The organism is Psychrobacter sp. ASPA161_6, assembly GCF_051970285.1.
Taxonomy (GTDB): Bacteria; Pseudomonadota; Gammaproteobacteria; order Pseudomonadales; family Moraxellaceae; genus Psychrobacter; species Psychrobacter glaciei.
Genome location: NZ_JBEFNJ010000001.1, coordinates 782,387 through 803,745, shown reverse-complemented (window position 1 = coordinate 803,745; position 21,359 = coordinate 782,387). Strand labels below are relative to the sequence as shown.

Here is a 21,359-nt window from a genome sequence, read left to right as displayed (position 1 = left end):
CGTGCATTATTTATGCCTGTATTTTTATATTTATTTATCAAAATAATTAACCTACCACCACACTGGATCGTCACTTTCCCTACTAAGTTTTTTAACGGTCTCTACTGTCACCTCATCTGCTGACAGCTCCGCGATAAATCTTGAAGGCTTGTCAAAATACCCTGAATAACTGGCGAAGTAATCAGGTGCCGTTAGATACAGTCTGGTCTTGGCTCGACTACAAGCAACATAAAATAATTTTCGTTCCTCTTCTAACTCCTCAAAGTCATCCAAAGAGCGATGGTGCGGCGTGATACCGTCGACCAATGAATTGACAAACACCACTGGCCACTCCAGTCCTTTGGCACTGTGGATAGTCGAGATAGTGACTTTATCGTTGGCATTTTCATCAGGTTGACTGGTTGTCGCTACCGAATCATTGGGCGGATCGAGTGCCAAATTTTCTAAGAAATCATCAAGGCTACTGTGCTCTGTTGCCAAATTTTTGAGCACCCGAAAGTCCTCGCTGCGCTCACGCCAATTCTCTTCAATCGTCTTTAGGATAGGAATATAAAAACCTAAAATCAGCTCAATGATAGCCTCAACCGACTCCGCTTGTTGCGCTTTGGTCAAGGTCGTATGAAGCGATTCTAACTGCGGACTTTTTTTGCTAAATTTCGGTAGTAGCAATGGTTCAAACGAATTATTATCCGCATTAATCGCTTGAGTCAAACGCGTCGCGGTGACTGCCCCAACGCCTTGGAACAAGGTCAAAATTCGATGCCAAGCAATGGTGTCATTAGGATTATAAAGAATTTTTATAAAAGCTAAGACATCCTTGATATGGCGGCGCTCAACGAACTTAATACCCCCTACCACGATAAATGGAATATGGCGCTCCATAAATTCTAACTGTACATAATTAGACTGAAAAGACGTGCGGCACAGTACTGCAAAATCGTTGTAATCGTAGTCTGTCTTGTGCTCGATAATCTTATCGGCTATATATTTGGCCTCTTTTGTTTCATCGCTTAAACGGCTAAAGGTTGGTTTGTTGCCCGTTATGCTCGCGTTTGAATACAGCTGCTTTTGATACCCTAGCGTGATTTGCGCGGACAAAGCATTGATATAATTTAAGACAGCAGGCGTACTACGATAGTTTTGCTCAAGCTTAATGAGACTCGCCTCAGGATATGTCTCACCGAAGAGCAAGATATTCTCGTAATTAGCACCGCGAAACGCATAAATACTTTGATTGTCATCGCCAACGACCATCAGAGATACTGATGCAGGCGCACAGATAAGATCAATCAGCTGCTTTTGCGGAATATTGGTATCTTGATATTCATCAACCATGATATAGCGGTAGTTTTCTTGTAGCAGCTGACGGAATTTGTCGTTAGACTTTAGATGACGTACCACTTGGCTGATAATATCGTCAAAATCATACAAATGATTGGCGCGTTTATACTCATGAAAGTCGACAGCCAATTGCTCAATGATAGGAATATGAATAGCAATATCAGGATAATTATCTTCGATCAAATTACGAATAGGAATGCGCCGATTTCTAGAGGTTGAAAAGATATTCTGTAAGGTTTTCTTGCGTGGAAATGCTTGTTTCTTAGTTTGCGCTGGGTACTTTTTTTCTTTATAAATCAAGTCAATCGCGTCCTCAGCATCCCCCGTATCTAGAATCGTGAAGCGCGGATTGATACCCAGTAGCCCTGAATATTGACGCAGCAGCCTATTGCAAAACGAGTGAAAGGTGCCACTGGTGATATCGTTTAGCGCTTTGCTGGTCGGCAAAACATCCTCGGATAACTGCTCGTCAGATAGGGTGTTAGTGAGCAAGGTTTTCGCGCGACTCTTAATCTCATTGGCGGCTTTTCGAGTAAAGGTCAGTAGCAATATTTGCTTAGGAGGCACACCATTCTCTAATAGATAACTGGTACGATACGTTAAGGTTTTGGTCTTACCAGAGCCAGCACCAGCGATGACCAATACCTTGCCATCGATAGTAGTGGCTGCTAACAATTGATCCGGATTGAGCTCACTGGCGTAATCTACTTTTAAGCCTAAATCACTATTCAACCTTTGCTTCAGCAGCTCAACATTTGCAGCATCGTCGGCGTCGATTAGATTTTCCTCTAGCTTTTTGATCGCTTTTTCAAGACGCGCAAGCTTAGGCTTAATCTCCATAAAGTTCTGCGGATAGTGGTAGCGGTGCGTGTCAAAAATAGTGGGTGTCATTATAGGAATTTGCCTTTCATTTTATTTTAGCCGCCTTTATCTGTATAGAGCATCTAATACGTAGCAGTTCAAAGATGTAGCTAAGAAATTTTGATGTTAATGATTTTTGCTGTTAATGATTAAGATTGTTAGTAAAGTTTAGCGAGTTATAGGTACTCACCTTTAATGCGCTTGTCAGCCAAATTATTATTTTATAGTACAGCTTACCATAATTGATAAAACAGCAAAATTGCCAGCGATGACTAGGACAGACTCGGACAAAATCTTAGTATACCGCACAACAACCTCACCCCTATTCCGGTAAATTTGCTACAATATGCCCAATTTTGATTTACCATTTAACTAAGTTTTATAATGACTAATTACTGAGTTCTATGGGGACTAAGTAGCAAGTCTTATATTGACTAAGTACCAACTGATTTTATTCATATATTGAGAGCATGTTATGGGTTTTAATTGCGGCATCGTCGGCCTACCAAACGTGGGTAAATCTACCTTGTTTAACGCCTTGACCAAAGCGGGTATCGCCGCTGAAAACTTTCCGTTTTGTACCAAAGATCCCAACACGGGTATTGTACCAGTACCAGACCTACGCCTAAAGAAACTGGCTGACATCGTCAATCCTGAACGCGTCCTACCGACGACCATGGAGTTTGTGGATATCGCAGGTCTAGTCGCAGGCGCGTCAAAAGGCGAAGGCATGGGTAACCAGTTCCTAGCCAACATCCGTGAGACTGATGCAATTGCTCATGTCGTGCGCTGTTTTGATGATGACAACGTCGTTCACGTCGATGGTCGCGTCAGCCCAATTGATGACATCGAAACCATCAATACTGAATTGGCATTGGCAGATTTAGAGGCTGTTGAACGCGCTGTTTTTAACTTAACTAAAAAAGCCAAAGGCGGCGATAAAGACGCTAGCGCCATGCTTGATGTGTTCAAAAAAATCGAACCATTGTTAGCAGACGGTCAAGCCGCTCGCGCGGCAAACCTTGATAGCGATGAGAAAAAACTCATCAGAAGCTATGGTTTGATTACCCTAAAGCCAACCATGTATATCGCTAACGTGTCTGAGGATGGTTTTGAGAACAACCCATACTTAGATGCCGTTCGCAACTATGCCACTGGTGAAGACTCTATCGTCATCGCGCTATGCAACCAAATCGAATCTGAAATCGCTCAGCTTGATGAAGACGATAAAAAAGACTTCCTAGCTGAAATGGATATGGAAGAAGCCGGTCTTGATCAAGTCATTCGCGGTGGTTATGACTTACTGGATATGCAAACTTACTTCACCGCTGGTGTCAAAGAAGTACGTGCTTGGACTGTCGCTATTGGCGCAACCGCTCCGCAAGCTGCTGGTGTAATTCATACCGATTTTGAGCGCGGTTTCATTCGTGCCGAAGTCATTGCTTATGATGACTTCATCGAGCACAACGGCGAGAAAGGCGCAGCAGCGGCTGGTAAATCGCGTCTTGAAGGCAAAACATACATCGTGCAAGATGGCGACGTGATGCATTTCCGCTTTAACGTTTAACGTTTAACGTTCAAGGTTTAATAAAGCGAATTGCGTGTTTACACAGTCTTAGTAGAGAACAACCAAAAGTCAGCCTTTGTGCTGGCTTTTTTTATTATAATAACGTCTGTTATCTTCAAAAACAGCAAATCCGCTGAAAACAATTATTAAAATAATGATAAAAATAACGGATTATAAACTATGACGGCTCATATTTATCAATCGCTTAACAGCAGTGCACATTGGGCACAACTATTTAGTGCGCAGCGCTTGGGCAGCCACAAAAAAGCTCCAGCGCAAGACAGCGCGCGCTCATCCTTTCATAAAGATTATGACCGACTGGTGTTTTCGCACTCTTTTCGGCAGCTCAATCAAAAAACCCAAGTCCATCCGTTGACCAACCAATTGGGCATTCATACGCGCTTGACGCATTCGCTTGAGGTCTCTTGTATTGGACGCTCATTAGGGATAATGGCGGCAGAAAAACTGCATGACAAATTAGCCAGTGGTCTACCAGCAGGCGTCTCGCCAGCCGATGTCGGGGTCATTGTTCAAGCAGCCTGCCTCGCTCATGATATTGGTAATCCGCCTTTTGGTCATGCAGGAGAATACGCCATTCGCGATTGGTTTATGCATCCTGATCGTCAGGCTATTTTGCAAAATCTGAGTAATAATGAGCAATTGGACTTACTGGCATACGAAGGCAATGCGCAAGGGTTTCGGCTACTCGCCCGTAATGAGCATCATCCTGATAAGGGCGGTATGCGCCTCACTTGCGCGACGTTGGGTGCCTTTATGAAATACCCTTGGCTAGCGACGCATAGCAATCATGTTTCTGAAAGCACTTCTCCAAGTAGCTCGCTCACCAACGTACAAAAATTTGGCTGCTTTTATAGTGAAGCCTCTCAGTTAGAAGAATTGGCAGCGTGTCTGAGCCTACCACGCTCGCAGCAACATGATGGTTTTGCGCGCCATCCCCTCGCCTATCTATTGGAGGCTGCAGATGATATCTGCTACGCGCTGATAGATTTGGAGGATGGTATCAATCTGAATATGCTAACCTATAGCGATGTCGCCACGATATTTTATGAGTTGATTGGTGAGCGTCCTAGTAGCGTGAGCTTGCCAGCGCATATGTCTGTCAGGCAAAGCCTAGCATCACTGCGAGCACGTGCTATGATGCGCTTGGTCAACACTGTCACCGACGCTTTTGTCGCTAATAGCGAGGCCTTGCTGGCTGGTACACTGCAAGGCAGTCTATTTGCACATTGTGATGCAAATGTGCAAAATGGTATTAATCAAGCCAAACAATTGGCGCGTGAGCAAATATTCAATCACCCAAGCAAAGTGCGGATGGAATTGATGGCGAACCAATGCTTGCATCGCCTCTTAGATGCCTTTATACCATTGGCTTGGACAAACTCAAAAACTGCCCCGATGTCATTTGAGCAGCAGCGACTGCAAAAACTCCTCCAACCGCACCTCGATGAGCATCGACGGGTACTATCCGATAATATCTATCACAATATTTTAAATATATTGGACTTTATTACTGGGATGAATGATCATGAGGCATATAGATTGGCGCAGGAGCTACAAGGTCATTGGGGTACGATGGTCTAGGACGCGTCCTCATTTTAGAAACGGTCACAGCGTTCATCTCACCCAATGTACTCAGTGTAATATTTGCGCTTAATTGCCCGCTACTCACTATAAATGGCTTTGACTATAAATTAACACAAGTTGCGTATTTCAGTCGTATTTCTGCGCTGAAGTGAGTATGATAAACCTCTATCGGATAATTTTGAAATATTATGAGCAGTCGCGAACAAAAGAAACTTCAAACCCGGCACGCCTTTTTTAATGCCGTGCTCGATCTCTGTATGACAGGGCAGTCTTTTAGCTCCATCAGTCTCAGGCAGGTGACACGTGAGGTTGGTGTCGTGCCAACGGCATTTTATCGACATTTCGATGATATGGAATCGCTTGGGCGGGCGCTGGTGGTTGAAGAATTGGGCGGGACACTCGCTATATTAAGCGACAGTTTACAAATTGGCCGTAGGCGCAGCTTTGATCGCCAAATCGCCAAGAGTATTCAGCTGTTTTTATATATGGTCAGCGAGCAGCCTTGTTATTGGCAGTTTTTGGTCAGCGAACGCTATGGTGGTTCAGAGGCCGTGCGCAAGGCTATTAATGAATTGATCAAAAAGCATGGACAAAGCTTAGCAGAAGATTTGGCCTTACAGCCCGCCTTTACTCATATTGATGCCTATGATTTACGCTTACTGGCTGAAGCAGGGGTTAATATGTTTTTTTCTTGGATTATCGACTGGTTAGAGCTGACGTATACTGAAGATCATGATGACGAAGCTGATTTGTCTGAAATTGAAAAAAAGAAACAGCTGATGCTGCATAACTGTACTCGTCAAGCACAAATGTTGTTTTATGGCGCATACAACTGGAAGTCTACTGAAGAGACTCGCCTGAGCGACGACTAAGCAATCTCCAAAACCTTTGAGTGCTGATTAAAAACTCGGCCGAAATGCCCATAGACGCTGTGTAACAACCTTAATTGACTTCGCTGTTTTGCTCTTATCGTTATTACCCGTACTGTTGGCATCATTGCCATTTTTATCATTGCTATTAGCATCGTTGTTATTAGCAGCACTACTATTGTCGGTCTCACCATCACCAGTGGCAGCTTTGCTAATCAAGACAGTAGCAAAACGTTGCCTTGTTTGACCTGTATTGGCACTATCTGTCGCCGTGATAAGCGCCGTAAAAGCCTGACTGTCAACGGCTAATAATGGCGTTAATGCTGCTCGCTGCTCTGCATTAATGCCTCCCAATTGTGGCAATTTCCACAATTCATCAATAGATGGCAAGACCTGCTTGCGCCTCATCTCGGTCAACCCACGCATCTGCTCGCTAGTCACACCGTCCACCAAAGACGCCAGCAATTCAGGGCTGGCGGTATTGACATTGATAGCCACATAATAAGGGACGGCAGTAATGTAAGGGCGTAGCGCCGCCAGCACTTCAGCGCCTACTCCTCGAACGTCTTGTAGCTGATCGATGCTAAGAAATGGCTGGTTCGGTAATGTCTTATCTGCTGCCCCATTGCGCTGCTGCGAATATACCACGCTCTCATCACCGCCATCTTGATAGACCTCACCATCTGCATCTTGATAATCCAGTACCGCAATGGCAATATCGGGCTCTAGGTTCAATTGTGTTAAGAGTCTTTGAAAGACAGCCAAGGCTGCCATATTAACCGCACCATTCTGATATAAGTTATTAATATTAAAACGACTGGCCTCGTCGCGCAGTTCGATGCTGATGCTATGATTATCTAAGGCATAAGGCGGTATTGGCTGCGCCCAAATATCTTGCTCGCTATCCGTATCATTGAGCTTATTATCCGCACGAATCAAGGTGACTGCCAACTGCTGACCGGCGTTAATGTCTTGTAATAACTGATTCTGATCAAATAATAAGCCACTACGCCTGATAGCAATTTTTTGACTGGCAAGCATCGCCCCTGCGACCACCGTAATACTAACCACCAGTAGCAATATAGTCAGCAGCGCTACCCCGCGCTGAGAATGCGCTGTCATTGACATAAGCGACCTCTCTGATTGGTACAAGGGCACATTTTCAATACCTTATAAATTAGCATTGCCCACACCAGCGTTAGCAGTATTGCTACCATTAGTATTATCGTTATTGCTGCCATTATCGTTGCTGTTATCACTTTTACTATTAGGTGTATTTTGCATACTACTACGAGGGAATGGCTGCGGCGCAAGTGCCCATTGCCAAGTGATAGGCATATCTTGATAAGTGAAGCTGACAGCAACACCTTTTGGTAATAACTTAGCCTCAGCTTGGCTACTCGCTGTATTAGCCGCTTGCCCAGACGCTCTATTCGTATTGTTGTTATTGCCACTGTTTTCGTCAGGGAACTTTGTCGCTATCTCTGGTAAATAGGCCTGCCAGCGTGCTGCGGTCACCCCTTCCAGCAATACGCTATCCAAACTAACGCTATCAGGCCCCGTTGCGAGGCTGGTATATTGACGGCGAATCAAGCGCTCATCGGCAAAAATATATTCGACGTGCTGCATACTGGTACTGCTTTGGTAGCGTGGGTCAGGATCTGCAAAGCGTACGAAGCTGACACGCTCGCCATCTAGGCTCATAAAAGGCTCAGGCTCTATCGCATTGTGCTGGCTGCTTTCGTTGCTACTATTTGCGACACTAATATCTTGAGTACGGGTATCTTGAGTACGAGCATCTTTCGTCGTGGGTGACTGATAAGGGATAATTTGCCCCATATCTTGCTGTAGCTGCAAATAGGCATATTGCAAGACAGCCAGATTATCAGCATGAAATTGTGCGCGCTCACGGGCGCGGTTCACACTATCAAACACTTGCCAACCAGCCACTGCCAACATCGCAAATATTGCCATAGCGACCATCAGCTCAAGTAAGGTAAAGCCGCGCTGCTGTCTCACGGGTTACCTCCACTTGAATTTGGGTTCGCTAAATCCAAACTACCCACATCCTGTTCTGTATTACTTAACAGTACCTTAATATCCGTCACTGTATTGCCTGTCTGTCCATCGATAATCGGCGCGACAGCGATAGTAACTTGTTTCAACGCTGGGGTAATGGTATCGCCGACTGTCATCACTACTTGCCAATCCCGACCTTGTGCATTAAGCGTTTGGCTGCTATTAGCGGTCAGCCATGTCTCTTGAATCTGTAGATCAGCCGCCGCATTTTGGGCAACGAAATGAGCCAGCGTACGGGTACGCAACACATCAACCGAGCTGAGATACGCACTGCTGGCACGGCTAGCAGCGACAGCGACGACAGCTAAAATCGCTAATGCGACCATCACTTCAATCAAGGTAAAACCGCTTTCGCGTGTCGACTTTAAAAAGGTATCTTCGCTAGGCCTATCGCTAGGCCTAGTAGCCGAATTAATAGGCAATTTTGATAACTTAACCATCAGCTACAGTCCTTGTCCTAACGACATACTACCGTCCGGCATGATGGTAATTACCTCACCCACCAAACGCGAATTATGACGTACTTCGATCGTTACAGGCGTTGCTTGCCCCGTGCCAAACCATAGTATTTGAGGTACCGTCTGATCGGTAAACCAAGGCTGTAGCGTCTGATTTTGTCCTGCATTTACAGCGTTGCCAGCATCTAAGCTTTGCACACTCAAACTAACCCCATCAGGCATTTCAGGCAACGTGACTTCTGGTTCAATCTCCCAACTTGGCGTTGGTATTTCGCCTTTCGTACCCGATAAATCTGTAGACAATTCCATAGCATTTTTGGGACGACTGTCCGTACCGTCTGAGGCGATATCAGCGGTTTGATAGGCAATATAAGGATTCGATAAGGTGACGATGACCGGATTTACTTGACTTTGTTTATTCGCTTGTAAGCTTAAGCCCATTGGCTGCATACGCTCAGCTGATAACAGCCGAACGTAACTCAATGAATCGGTAAGGTGTTCATAAAAGGCAAGGTTTTTTCGGGACTCACTACTACCAACTGACAAGCTCATCATGCCAGCAAAGATAGATAGAATCACCACCACTACCACGATTTCAACGAGGGTAAAACCAGCTTGCGCATGGGTGTTTTTTGATATTTTAGAGGATAAAACGGGAGGAGTTTTTACTATAGCGACATTGCAGCCGGTACGAGCGACCGAACTATTAGCCTTTTCAGTATATAGTAAGTGTTGACTTGCTAAGCCTAAATGGCAAGCGACCACTGAACTGGACTGAGTCTTAGCAGTGACCGGCATATTGCACCTATTGGCCTATGATTAGGGTCTGTTATATAAAGTAGTAAACATAGCAGAGTGATAGATATAGTAGGCTCACACAGAGTGTAATTTCTTGAAAGTTCTCATCACTCAAACCTTGGAAACTTTGGCGTGTTGCAATAAGAATATTACAACACGGATGCTTTTAAATTTATGTAAACGCCTACAGGCTCTAGTAATTGGTATTGCGATGTTCTTCTGACTCAGTATCAATTTGCTCTACCAGCTCTTGCATATCTTCATCCATGACTTCTTCGTCGTCGGCAGGATAATGACTAGGCAACTCAAGCATTTGCTGGACAAAAGCATAACGCAGGGTATCACGGCGACCCAAATAACGCTGATAAAAGCTTGAGTTTAATAATCCCGCACCGCCTTGACCCATTGCCCAAATAGAGGACAAATAGTCACGCGTACTCAAGTTACTGTGCTCATCCCTTAGATAAGCACTGATGATATCAATCAGACGCTTCATACGCTGACGGCGAATATCATACAGCTCACCAAATAAACGATTGAGACCTGTCACTGATGCTGCTAAACGCTCTTCGATTTGATTGAGTAGCATGGCTTTTTGTGGATTAAACAGTTGCTGAAAAATCATACGAGCAACGCCTGCCGAAGGACAATCATCAATTCGATTAATCTCAAACAACTGCTCTTCATAGCGGATAATAATACGCAAATAGAGCTCATCTTTACTGGAGAAATGCTTATATAGCGTCCCTTTAGCTAAGTCCAGCTGATCCGCCAAACTGTCTAAAGTGATATCACCATCGCCTGACTCAAGTAGCAATTGCTCTGCCATCGCTAAGATATTTTCTTCTCGTGCCTTGAACTGATGCTGACGACTCATAATCTCTCCTAAAACCTGACAAGATTAAACATATGACCCTCGAATGGATTAGTACGTCGGTGACAAGCGTATGAGGTCATACAAAGTCTACTCGAAAACCACCAAAGGAGATATGCTTATGTTTGCTAAATAGTCATTAATAATCATATGCTTACGCTCGGGATAATAAGTACAAATAGCGTAAAGTAATAAGACTATCTAATAAATGACTGAGTGGTCATAGCATAACGATTTTAATGGTACTGTGCCAGTAAATTTTCAAAGTTTTTTGCGGTCAATGCCCCAACCTCATCACTACTACAACCATACATATCTGCCAAACAACTTGCCACGTAGGGTACATAGGCTGGCTCGTTGGGTTTACCACGTTTAGGCACAGGTGCTAGATAAGGACTGTCGGTTTCGATAAGCAGTCGGTCTCTAGGCATGTTTTTTGCGGCATCTTTGATGGTTTGTGCGCTTTTGAAACTGACAATACCTGAAAACGAGATATAAAACCCTAAATCTAGCGCCCGCTTGGCTGTCTCCCAGTCTTCGGTAAAGCAATGAATGATGCCGTGCTCAGCGCCTTCCGCCTTTAAGATATCGATCGTATCTTCTTTGGCATCGCGCATATGTATGACGAGTGGCTTTTTTAAACTTTGGCTGGCATGAATATGACGGGCAAGGCTGGCTTGCTGCTCTTTTTTATTTTCAGTTGACCAATAATAATCCAGCCCCGTTTCCCCAATCGCCCATACATGGTCGGCATCAGCCCTTTCGATTAAACGTTCGACCGTCGCTGATTGCAAAATACTGATATCTTCACAAGGATGGATACCGACGCTCATACCAAGATTTAGCGTCTCATCGCCATAGGTGCTGACGATATGGGCAATCTCATCATATTCAGCAAAATCACACATAATCGCCATTGCCCGAGTGACATTGGCGGCTTTCATTGCGTCAATCGCACCAGACAATTGACCATCATACTTGGTTAAATCTAGACGATTAAGATGGCAATGGCTATCAGTAAACATAAACACTCTCGTTAATAAAAATGAATAAATAAGAAATATTAGGAATAAGTCTTCAAAGTGACAGTCGTATTAGTAATATACGTATTAGTGATACTCGTATCTATTGTCCCAAAGGCAGCTGTTTTCAAGTAAAGTTTAGCGGTACACTATTAGAGGTATGGTTAACCGTGTCTGAAACGGTATCAAAACTGACTATAGTTTCGACATGAGCCTTGACATGAGTTTTGACATGAGCCTTGATATAAAGACAGCTAACCAACCATAAAAGCCATGCGCTAGCGAAAACATTACGCCTTCTACTCACTTCTCATAAGCCTTTTATTATGAACCACAAAAAAACCATCAGCCTTTCTCCGATCATAAAAGCATTGTTACCCAAACGGTTATACAAAAAGCGGTTTTTATTACAAGATAAAGGGCACGATAATCATATTAATATTGCTAAAGACGCACGCATCATTGGTAATTCGACCATCACTATTCGCAAAGGTGATGACAATCAAATCACTATCGGTCAGGGTGGTAAATTTAATCAGTTAAAAATTGACATCAATGGCAACCATAATCAAGTCACGATTGGAGAGCACGTTAAGTTTTCGGGGCAATTATTAGTTGTCGGTAATCATCTGCATATTTATATCGGCAATCATACCACCGCCATCGATTGCTATATTTTGGCGCGAGATAAAAGTGTGACCATTGGTCAGTCATGCATGATATCACGTGGTATCGAAATTCGAGCGACTGACGTTCACAAGGTCTATGATATAGACACTAACGCGCGAGTGAATAAGGCACATACAGACGTCATTTTAGGAGACCATATCTGGATCGCCGCCAATGTGACCATCTCTAAAAACGTCTCTATCGCCAGCGGTTGTATCATTGCAGCTGGGGCATTTGTCAATAAACCAGTCGAGACGCCCAATTGCATGATTGCTGGTACACCAGCCAAAATTATTCGCCAAAATGTACGCTGGGAGCGTTAAATAATCAAGTCATAAAGCGACGTTTTACCACAGCGAACATTGGCTATTTAAGGTCAATGCAATGGCACCACTCGCATCACCTCTTCTAAGGTCGTCACGCCTTCACTGATGCGCTTTGCGCCCGATAAGCGCAACGGCTGCACACCTTCGCGATACGCTTGCTGCTTTAGCACGTCCAAATTGGCATCAGCGGCGACCAGTTTTTTGAGCTCATTCGATAGCGGCATAATTTCATACAGACCGATTCGACCTTGATAGCCTGTATGACGGCAATGCTCGCAGCCCTGCGCTATATAAATTTGTGCTGGCACGGGCGCGCGCCAAGGCTGAACCAATTCCTGCCATTGAATTGCAATTTCACTATCTGCAGTCACATCCAGCGCTTTTTTGCAGTGCGGACATAATGTCCGTAGTAGACGCTGTGCCATGACGCCTAATATGGTCGCTGAGGTTAAAAACGGCTGAATGCCCAAATCATGCAAGCGAGTGAGTGAACTTGGCGCATCATTGGTATGCAACGTCGAGAGCACCAAGTGCCCAGTCAGTGATGCTTGCACCGCCATATTGGCAGTCTCAGCATCGCGAATCTCACCAACCATAATGATGTCTGGATCTTGCCGCATCAACGAGCGAATACCATCAGCGAAGTGCAGATCAACCCCTGGATTCACCTGCATTTGATTAAAGGCTGGCTCAATCATCTCGATCGGATCTTCAATCGTACAGACGTTGACCTGCTCAGTGGCGAGCTGCTTAAGCGTACTGTACAACGTCGTGGTTTTACCTGAGCCAGTCGGACCCGTGACCAAGATAATGCCGTTTGGATGCGCCGTCAGCTCATGCCAAGTATCAAGTTGCTTACCTGACAAACCAAGCTGAGCAAAGGAGCGCACCAGCACTTCTGGGTCAAATACCCGCATGACCAGCTTTTCGCCAAAGGCGGTCGGCATCGTCGATAGACGCAGCTCGGTTTCCAGACCTTTTGGTGTACGGGTTTTTAAGCGGCCATCTTGAGGTTTGCGCTTTTCTGCGACATTTAGTCGTCCTAAAATTTTAATCCGCGCCGTCACCGCGACGATAATCGCCAGCGGCATCTCGTAGACGGTATGTAGTACGCCATCAATACGAAAGCGCACTTTTCCGGTCTCACGGCGAGGCTCTAAATGAATATCACTGGCGCGCTGCTCAAAGGCGTATTGCAACAACCAATCGACAACTTTGACAATATGTTGGTCATTGGCATCAGGGTTGGTATTGTCACCCAATTGCAATAATGCCTCGACATTGGTGACATCCGCCGCCGCCCGCTTGTGGATGCTATTTGCTCCTGCAATCGCTTGTGTGACTTGATAGAACTCTTGCCGATAGCGGTTGATCTGTTCAGGATTGATAAATACCGTACGAAAGCTTTTGGACTTAATGAGCTTTTCAATATTGCTATGCCAATCACTATAAAAAGGCTGGTCGGTGCCGATGACGACTTCATCAATCGTCACCTCAATCGGCAAAATATGCTGTGAGCGCGCATATTCAAAAGACATCAACTGCGTGACGGCTGGCACATCAACTTTCAGCGGATCGATACGCACGAGCGGCATATCTGCTTTGACAGCCAGCCATTCATTGAGCCATGGCAATGTCAATTTCTGTTGTTGCTCATTATCCAAAGCATGTCCATTGGGTAAGCCAAATTCACTAATCGTTAGGAGCGGATGCTGCGCCTTATCACGACGACTGGTAATCACCAAATTGTAGCCACGCTGATCAATCACCTTATCCGCCAATAATTCATCTAGGCACCAACGCAAATCAATCACGATCGAATACTTTTGAGCAGACATATTTTTCTTCTTTTATTAGAATTTTTTGCAAACCAACTGTTTTATGATGTCAATAAATTGGTATAAATAAAAACGACATAAAGAACGCGCTACTCTCACGCTACAAAACCACTGCTACAACGTCCGTGATCTGCAACTGTCCCGATTCTATTAACTGAAAACTGACATCGACAGACTTATAGCGCATAACAAACTGTTTATTTACTTCCTCACGGCGATACGCAGGACGTGGATCTTGTGCAATTAATGCTTTGATAGCATCGATATCAGATCGTATGAGTTGCGTTCTTACCTTGTCAATGACTGCCGCTACCGTAAATGGTTCGCTAGGTTCTTTATAAGGCTGTTGATTGACCACCATTTGTGTAAATTGATGGTAAGCAAACTCCGTTATAATCACATCCAATGACATGGGCGCAGAAGGCGCAAAGCCACTTTTTGCATGCACTAATGCATCACTATAAGCCACATAAGGTTTGATATCGATAATGGGCGTGCCATCTATCATATCAGCACCGCTGATAATAAGTAACACTCGACCTTGTACTATTTCAATACGCTCAAACTTGACCACAGACAATCCCAAAGCGGATGGTCGGTACATACTGCGACTGGCAAATACCCCTATTTTCTGATTACCACCAAGCCTTGGTGGTCGAACTTGCGGACGAAAGCTGCTGTCTGCTTTATTTACCTGTTTATCTTTAGTCGCGTGACTGGTTTTATCCACATAATTATGATGAAACTGCCAACTGATCCAAATATGACTAAATGCTTCCAAACCAATGAATGCCGCTGGCGTATCATACGGCGCTAGCATCTCAATCACACTGGTCAAGGCCACCAAATTCGGTTGCCTTGGCGCGCCAAACTTCTGTGAAAGCGGCGCACGATGATATCCAATAATAGGTGCTCGATGATGGTCATCCAAAGATGCATTATGGTCAGACATATATCCACTCCAATGATGGCAAACCGTCCTTATTAAGACAATTGGCCCAATCATACAAAATTACTCACTAACGATATTCCATTTTATCATGCTACATAGCGGCCGCTAGACAGATTTTTATTTTAAAGTTTGGTATTATGATCGAGAAATTTATTGAGAATGGCTTGCATTCATACGACAGCGGTATTGCTCATGAGGATAAAAACCCTCGCTATCACTCTACAATTCCTAGTATGAAAGTGGAAAAATACCTTATAAATTGATTCATAAATTTATGACCTTATTGGTTTATAGATAACAGATATTTCAAAGTATGAGCCGTTATTAGCAATTTTGATGATTACCCATTTATATATTGTTAGCCCCCAAAACATATCATTGAAAATTTCAATTTAAGACTCATTTACACTTAACGATAAAAATAGTGATTTATTAACGAGGACTTTATGTCAAAACTTCGCACCGAAACGGTCACAGAGGTTCATCATTGGAATGATGCCTTATTTAGCATCAAAACCACACGTGACGATGGTTTGCGCTTTCGCAATGGCGAGTTTGCGATGATTGGTATCGTTGTCGATGGCAGACCACTCTTGCGCGCTTATTCGATTGCTAGCCCTAACTACGAAGATCATTTAGAGTTCTTCTCTATCAAGGTTCCAGATGGTCCTTTGACGTCACGTCTACAGCATATCAAGGTCGGCGATGAGCTGTTGGTCAGCAAAAAGCCCACGGGCACGCTCGTCTTAGATGATTTACTACCAGCCAAACACCTTTATATGCTGTCGACTGGTACTGGGCTTGCGCCATTTTTGGCCTTGGCACGTGATCCTGAAGTCTATGAACGCTTTGATAAAGTCATCATGGTGCATGGTGTACGCCATGTCGATGACTTGGCTTATCGTGACATGTTCGAAAATGAGCTGCCCAACGATGAAATCTTTGGGGAATGGTTTCGTGAGAAGTTTATTTATTACCCAACGGTTACTCGCGAAGAATTTAGAAACCAAGGCCGCGTTACCGATTTGATGAGATCAGGCAAACTCTTTGAAGATATTGGTTTACCACCAATTAACAAAGACGATGACCGTGTCATGATATGTGGTAGCATGCCGTTTAATGCGGAAGTCTCTGAGATTCTAGATGGTTTCGGTCTCACTGTGTCACCACGCATGGGCGTTCAAGCCGACTATGCAGTCGAAAGAGCGTTTGTCGGTTAAGATTAATTTGATTAAAAGCACAATTATTATAAATAATTCTTGACGCTCAAAAATAGGCTGCTATAATACGCAGCCTATACAGAGTTAACCCTGTAGCCCAATTCAATAAAGTTCGCATTATAAACTTTGTTATCTAACATGCCAGTGTGATGGAATTGGTAGACATGACGGATTCAAAATCCGTTGCCTATAAAGCGTGTCGGTTCGAGTCCGACCACTGGTACCATTTTTAAAATAAAAAAGCCTCCCTAGTCGGAGGTTTTTTTATGCCTATACAATAACTCATGCAGCAGCTCTTTACTTATATATGGTCGATACAGACAGCTGCATTAATAAAAGCACATTAACGCTCAAAACCTTCAAATAAAAGTCGCTGATTGCCGTTATTCCTTTTGTATTAATAGGTTCAAAAATATCGCTGTAACTCATTCATATACCTAACAATCAATAGCAAAAGAACCATAATATCAGGTAAAATAGTGGTCATGACCGCTTCTATAAACCCTAGCCCGCGTAAGATTATTCACATCGACATGGATGCCTTTTATGCCAGTGTTGAACAGCGCGACTTCCCTGAGTTACGCGGCAAGCCCTTGGTAGTGGGCGGCGACCCAAATGGTCGCGGTGTGGTGGCAGCGGCGAGTTATGAAGTGCGCAAATTTGGCGTGCGGTCTGCAATGTCCTGTTATGAGGCACGCAAACGCTGTCCAGACGTGGTGTTTGTGCGGCCACGCTTTGATGTCTACCGTGCTGTCAGCAGTGATATCCGCAGTATCATGCACCGTTTGACCCCGCATGTTGAACCCTTATCTCTAGATGAAGCTTATCTCGATGTCACTGGCTTGCAATTCCAGCAAGGTTCTGCGACTTTGATGGCCAATTGGTTACGGGCGCAAATCTTAGAACAAACCGGATTAACTGCCTCTGCGGGGGTATCGTTTAATAAGATGCTGGCAAAAATTGCTTCTGATATCAACAAACCGAATGGCACAGCGATTATCACCCCAGCCGATGCTGATGCGTTTATCAGTACGCTACCTATTGAGCGTTTTCACGGTATTGGTAAGGCAACTGCTACGCGCCTCCATGCGATGGGCGTGAGCAATGGTGCTGATCTTCGACGCATACCAGCCGCCGTATTGGTGCAGGAGTTTGGCAAACGCGGCCAGTTTTATCACGATATTGCTCATGGTCGTGATGAGCGCCCTGTCAAATCTGAGCGAACGCATAAATCTGTGGGTTCTGAGACCACATTCCGAGACAATTTAAGTGATAATGACGCATTAAAAGCCCAAATCTACGAGCAAAATGACGATGCGTTTGGACAAATGCAAAAAAAACAGCTGATTGCTTATACCATTACCCTAAAAATAAAATACGCCGATTTTACTCAAATTACGCGCTCACACACCTTGTCGACGGCATTCTCCAATGCTAACTCTGCTCATTATTGGCTTGATAAGCTATTTTTAGACATTCCACGTGACCTTCCTATTAGGTTGGTTGGGGTTACTTATTCTTCATTAACTCCTGCCACGCAATTACTGCCACAGTTAAACCTTTTTGAATAACCTAATGAATTTCTAGTGTTAAAGCAGTAAGCTGCTGTCTATTGTTTGTAGTAAATGCTTAGGCTATTTTAATAATTAAAATAGCTTTTATACCAGTTTATCCTTTCGCAAACTATCCCTTCATATCCTCATTTCTGCTACAATTACGCCAAAATTCCTATCTATTCAAAGACTGATTATGACTGACTCTCGCCCTGTAGCTGCCGATAGTAATACCGCCATTCATACTGATACAAACGCTGATATATTAGACTATTTAAGCGTAGACGATTACGATTATGAGCTACCAGATACTCTGATTGCTCGTTACCCGTTGTCAGAACGCTCCGCCTCAAAATTATTATATCTGCCTGCCGACCATCATGGTGATAAGATCAGTCAAGCCGAAGATCGTTTATTTGCTGAATTACCTGATCTATTAAATGCAGGCGATTTGATCGTATTTAACGATACCAAGGTCATGAAAGCGCGCTTGTTTGGTCAAAAAGATACCGGCGGCAAGGTTGAAGTATTGATTGAACGTTTGGTTAATATCTCGGATTTGGACATAGCAACTTTGCATTTAATGGCGACAGATGAGCAGCCAGTTACGAGAGAATATGTCGCGCTTTGCCATGTGAAAGCCAGTAAAGCCCCCAAGCTTGGTCAGCGACTGGCGCTTGCGGATGGTCACATGGGCTGCGTGATGATTGGTCGCCAAGACAATTTATTTATCCTAGCGTTTGACGCGCCTATTTTGCCTCATTTAGAGCTTTATGGTGAATTGCCCATTCCGCCCTACTTTGAGCGTCATGCCGATGCCACGGACAATACCCGTTACCAAACGGTCTTTCATGATCCAGCCAAACTTGCCAGCGTTGCCGCACCCACAGCCAGTCTGCATTTTGATGAGAGTGTGTTAAGCAAACTTGCGGCAAAAGGGATTAATACAGCGTTTGTCACCTTGCACGTTGGCGCTGGTACTTTTGCCCCTGTAAAGACAGATAACTTGCTCAACCACACCATGCACAGCGAATACGCGCATCTACCGCAACCGACCGCCGACCTTATCAATCAAACCCATGCGAATGGTAAGCAAGTCATCGCTATTGGCACAACGGTGACGCGCGTACTCGAAACAGCGTATCAAAAAACAGCGGCTGATGGCAAAGCACTGGCTAGCTGGTCAGGCGACACCGATATCTTTATTTATCCTGGATTTAAATTTGGGGTCATAGATCGTTTATTGACTAACTTTCACTTACCCAAGTCCACCCTATTGATGCTTGTATCAGCATTTGCAGGCAAGGCCGCTATCGAACAGGCGTATCAACATGCTATCCGAGCTGAATATCGCTTTTTTAGCTATGGCGATGCAATGCTCCTTGACAAAAAAATCAGGTAATACCTTTAAAGTTGCAACATTATTGGGCATTATTAGTCAACGTTACTTTTTAGTAGCTACTAAAAAGTAACGTCTATGAAATAAACTGGTAAACTAAAGCGTATTTTGTTATAACAGCACAAGTAACTCACACTCTAAGGGCTGCACATGTCTCGTCATTTATCTCATCGCTTGACTACTGTAAATTGTGCGGTGTCGATGGCGTTACTTTATTCAATAGGCTCTATTGCTATATCGTCTAGCACGCAGGCAGCAACGATTGGTAAGACTGTCGTAACCTCTGCGCAGCACGAGCCCCTAGCAGCCAGTATAATCGTGACTGATATTAAAGCCGCTGAATTTTCCGCCAGCTTAGCGAACCCTATTATTTATCAACAAATGGGGCTTACGCCAACGGACTCAATGACGGTGAGTTTTAGACCCACGTCAGCGAGCAGCGGGCAAGTTTTGATCAACACCACGCAACCCATTTCTAAGCCTTTTGCCGATGTGGTCTTAGCCATTAATGACGGTGGTCAACGCAATGTCATTCCCAAGACATTGCTCATGCCTCTTGATGACAGCATACCTATTAAGCCATTTAACAAACCTTCTAAAAATATCGTGACCGGTGCAAAGAAACCCAATTTGCCTATCATTTCAGCTACCAATGCCAAACCATTGACGGTTAGAAAAGGTGCGCCGCCGCCACTGATATCAACACCTAGAGCGGCGACAGCGACAGTTACCTCAAACTTGCCAGTAATAGCCACCTCTGCACCGCAGAGCAATCGTCCTATTTATTCCCCAAGTCGCTTGGATAATGGGCGTTTGAATGCTAGCAACAACGTCATGACAACGGCTGCTAGCGCTGTAGATATCAGTCCTGTTGACAAGGCAACTAGCAACCCTGTCGAAAACAAAGTAATGATCAATAAAAGCATGGCTGACAGTACAACAGCAAATAATAATAAGACAATTGCTGGAATCACTGACAAACAGTTCGATATTTTAAATATACAAATCATAAGACAGATACAGCCTAGCAATAAGACCAGTACTGGCATCATGGCCAACGCTCCTGCATCGCCAATGCCGAATAACAATGCTGCCAGCACTGCATCAATGGCAAAATCAGATTCTAATAGCGCTATTACTACTACTGCACCAAGCAGCATCCCCTCTAGCGCTGTTGCCGCAGGGTCGACTACAGTGAATAGCAATACTGCCGCTACAATTAACACAGCAACCAATCGCGCTACTAGCACGTCCGTTGACTATCAAGTACAGCGCAACGATAGCTTATGGGTTATTGCCCAGCAAATTGCCCAAAAAAATAACCTAGACGTTCAAACGGTCATGAAACAAATTCAGGCACAAAACCCGAATGCTTTTATTAATAAAGATGCAGATCAACTAAAAGCGGATGCTAAGCTGAGCTTACCCAATTATGAAGTCGTGCCATCACAGCAAAACTTGGAAGCGGCTATTAATGCTCAAAGACAGTATAGACTGAGCGCAAACACCCCTACCGTCAAGAAAGCAGCGCCCCCAAAACCAGCGGCTAAAACGACAACTGAGGCAGCGTCTGAGACGACTCAAGCAGCTCAAAACACTGAAAGCCCTGAAAAGCCAGCCGCCACTAAAACTCAGACATTACCAAAAGCGCGTTTTTCTGTGCTCGCACCTAGTTCTAATACTGATAAAAATGGCAACGCCGATGGCAATAATGCTAAAGCAGCAACGGCCACGGGCAATGGTCTCAGTACAGAGACCTTAGCAACGCTCAAAGCCTCTAGACAAGGAGCTGCGTCACAGGCACAGCGCCTGTCAAAAACCAACAATATGCTTGACGGTTATACTAGTAAATTGCAATTACAAAACCAAAAACTGGCGGAGCTTCAAGCTCGTCTCAAAAAATTACGCAATCAATAATTGCCTGACTG

At 44.3% G+C, this 21,359-nt stretch carries 17 protein-coding genes and 1 tRNA gene; 9 read left to right on the top strand and 9 right to left on the bottom strand.

The annotated features are described in order from the left end of the window. Positions 1-51 precede the first annotated feature (51 nt). Positions 52-2,232, bottom strand: coding sequence for an ATP-dependent helicase (locus ACTQ9T_RS03335; RefSeq protein WP_440464060.1), 2,181 nt, complete (start codon positions 2,230-2,232; stop codon positions 52-54). A gap of 445 nt (positions 2,233-2,677) precedes the next feature. On the opposite strand from ACTQ9T_RS03335, the gene ychF reads away from it, so the two are divergent. The 3 genes from ychF (at position 2,678) to ACTQ9T_RS03320 (ending at position 6,246) form a co-directional block, all read left to right on the top strand. Beyond that, positions 2,678-3,769 carry a redox-regulated ATPase YchF gene (gene ychF, locus ACTQ9T_RS03330; RefSeq protein ID WP_010196176.1) on the top strand — a complete coding sequence of 364 codons (1,092 nt, stop codon included), beginning with the start codon at positions 2,678-2,680 and terminating at the stop codon, positions 3,767-3,769. Positions 3,770-3,949: 180 nt separating this feature from the next. Continuing rightward, the gene (locus ACTQ9T_RS03325) at positions 3,950-5,371 is read left to right on the top strand and encodes a deoxyguanosinetriphosphate triphosphohydrolase (protein WP_440464059.1); all 1,422 of its coding nucleotides are present in this window, start codon (positions 3,950-3,952) and stop codon (positions 5,369-5,371) included. A gap of 191 nt (positions 5,372-5,562) precedes the next feature. Continuing rightward, on the top strand, positions 5,563-6,246 hold the full coding sequence (locus ACTQ9T_RS03320; RefSeq protein ID WP_026037055.1) for a TetR family transcriptional regulator: 684 nt from the start codon (positions 5,563-5,565) through the stop codon (positions 6,244-6,246). 27 nt (positions 6,247-6,273) lie between these two features. Here ACTQ9T_RS03320 and gspK read toward each other — a convergent pair whose 3' ends face one another. The 6 genes from gspK to ACTQ9T_RS03290 form a co-directional block, all read right to left on the bottom strand. Beyond that, a complete protein-coding gene (gene gspK, locus ACTQ9T_RS03315) occupies positions 6,274-7,371 on the bottom strand; it encodes a type II secretion system minor pseudopilin GspK (RefSeq protein WP_440464058.1) in 1,098 nt (365 codons plus the stop codon). Between the two features lie 42 nt (positions 7,372-7,413). Further along, positions 7,414-8,262 (bottom strand): type II secretion system minor pseudopilin GspJ, encoded by an 849-nt coding sequence (gene gspJ / locus ACTQ9T_RS03310; RefSeq protein WP_440464057.1) that lies wholly within the window; start codon positions 8,260-8,262, stop codon positions 7,414-7,416. Then, positions 8,259-8,762, bottom strand: a complete 504-nt coding sequence (gene gspI / locus ACTQ9T_RS03305) for a type II secretion system minor pseudopilin GspI (protein WP_440464056.1) — start codon at positions 8,760-8,762, stop codon at positions 8,259-8,261. The genes gspJ and gspI overlap by 4 nt, the downstream gene beginning before the upstream one ends. A gap of 3 nt (positions 8,763-8,765) precedes the next feature. Beyond that, positions 8,766-9,578 (bottom strand): prepilin-type N-terminal cleavage/methylation domain-containing protein, encoded by an 813-nt coding sequence (locus ACTQ9T_RS03300; protein ID WP_440464055.1) that lies wholly within the window; start codon positions 9,576-9,578, stop codon positions 8,766-8,768. Between the two features lie 193 nt (positions 9,579-9,771). Further along, positions 9,772-10,455: a TetR/AcrR family transcriptional regulator gene (locus ACTQ9T_RS03295; protein ID WP_194618893.1), complete on the bottom strand. Its 684-nt coding sequence runs from the start codon at positions 10,453-10,455 to the stop codon at positions 9,772-9,774. Positions 10,456-10,688: 233 nt separating this feature from the next. Further along, the gene (locus ACTQ9T_RS03290; protein ID WP_440464054.1) at positions 10,689-11,477 is read right to left on the bottom strand and encodes a TatD family hydrolase; all 789 of its coding nucleotides are present in this window, start codon (positions 11,475-11,477) and stop codon (positions 10,689-10,691) included. Between the two features lie 323 nt (positions 11,478-11,800). On the opposite strand from ACTQ9T_RS03290, the gene ACTQ9T_RS03285 reads away from it, so the two are divergent. Continuing rightward, entirely contained in the window at positions 11,801-12,466 is a 666-nt protein-coding gene (locus tag ACTQ9T_RS03285; RefSeq protein WP_439293154.1) for an acyltransferase, read from the top strand. Positions 12,467-12,519: 53 nt separating this feature from the next. Here the strand turns inward: ACTQ9T_RS03285 and ACTQ9T_RS03280 are convergent, their stop codons facing one another. Then, positions 12,520-14,307 (bottom strand): GspE/PulE family protein, encoded by a 1,788-nt coding sequence (locus ACTQ9T_RS03280; protein WP_440464053.1) that lies wholly within the window; start codon positions 14,305-14,307, stop codon positions 12,520-12,522. A 100-nt stretch (positions 14,308-14,407) separates the two neighbouring features. Continuing rightward, on the bottom strand, positions 14,408-15,259 hold the full coding sequence (tsaA, locus tag ACTQ9T_RS03275; protein ID WP_440464052.1) for a tRNA (N6-threonylcarbamoyladenosine(37)-N6)-methyltransferase TrmO: 852 nt from the start codon (positions 15,257-15,259) through the stop codon (positions 14,408-14,410). Between the two features lie 446 nt (positions 15,260-15,705). On the opposite strand from tsaA, the gene ACTQ9T_RS03270 reads away from it, so the two are divergent. From ACTQ9T_RS03270 to ACTQ9T_RS03250, 5 genes are all read left to right on the top strand, one after another. Then, on the top strand, positions 15,706-16,479 hold the full coding sequence (locus tag ACTQ9T_RS03270; protein ID WP_010199805.1) for a ferredoxin--NADP reductase: 774 nt from the start codon (positions 15,706-15,708) through the stop codon (positions 16,477-16,479). A gap of 140 nt (positions 16,480-16,619) precedes the next feature. After that, positions 16,620-16,705: transfer RNA gene (locus ACTQ9T_RS03265), tRNA-Leu, on the top strand. A 259-nt stretch (positions 16,706-16,964) separates the two neighbouring features. After that, complete coding sequence (gene dinB / locus ACTQ9T_RS03260) at positions 16,965-18,050, top strand: DNA polymerase IV (protein ID WP_440464051.1); 1,086 nt, start codon at positions 16,965-16,967, stop codon at positions 18,048-18,050. Positions 18,051-18,228: 178 nt separating this feature from the next. Then, entirely contained in the window at positions 18,229-19,434 is a 1,206-nt protein-coding gene (gene queA, locus ACTQ9T_RS03255; protein ID WP_440464050.1) for a tRNA preQ1(34) S-adenosylmethionine ribosyltransferase-isomerase QueA, read from the top strand. Between the two features lie 147 nt (positions 19,435-19,581). Continuing rightward, positions 19,582-21,348 carry a type IV pilus assembly protein FimV gene (locus tag ACTQ9T_RS03250; RefSeq protein ID WP_440464049.1) on the top strand — a complete coding sequence of 589 codons (1,767 nt, stop codon included), beginning with the start codon at positions 19,582-19,584 and terminating at the stop codon, positions 21,346-21,348. Positions 21,349-21,359: the final 11 nt, after the last annotated feature.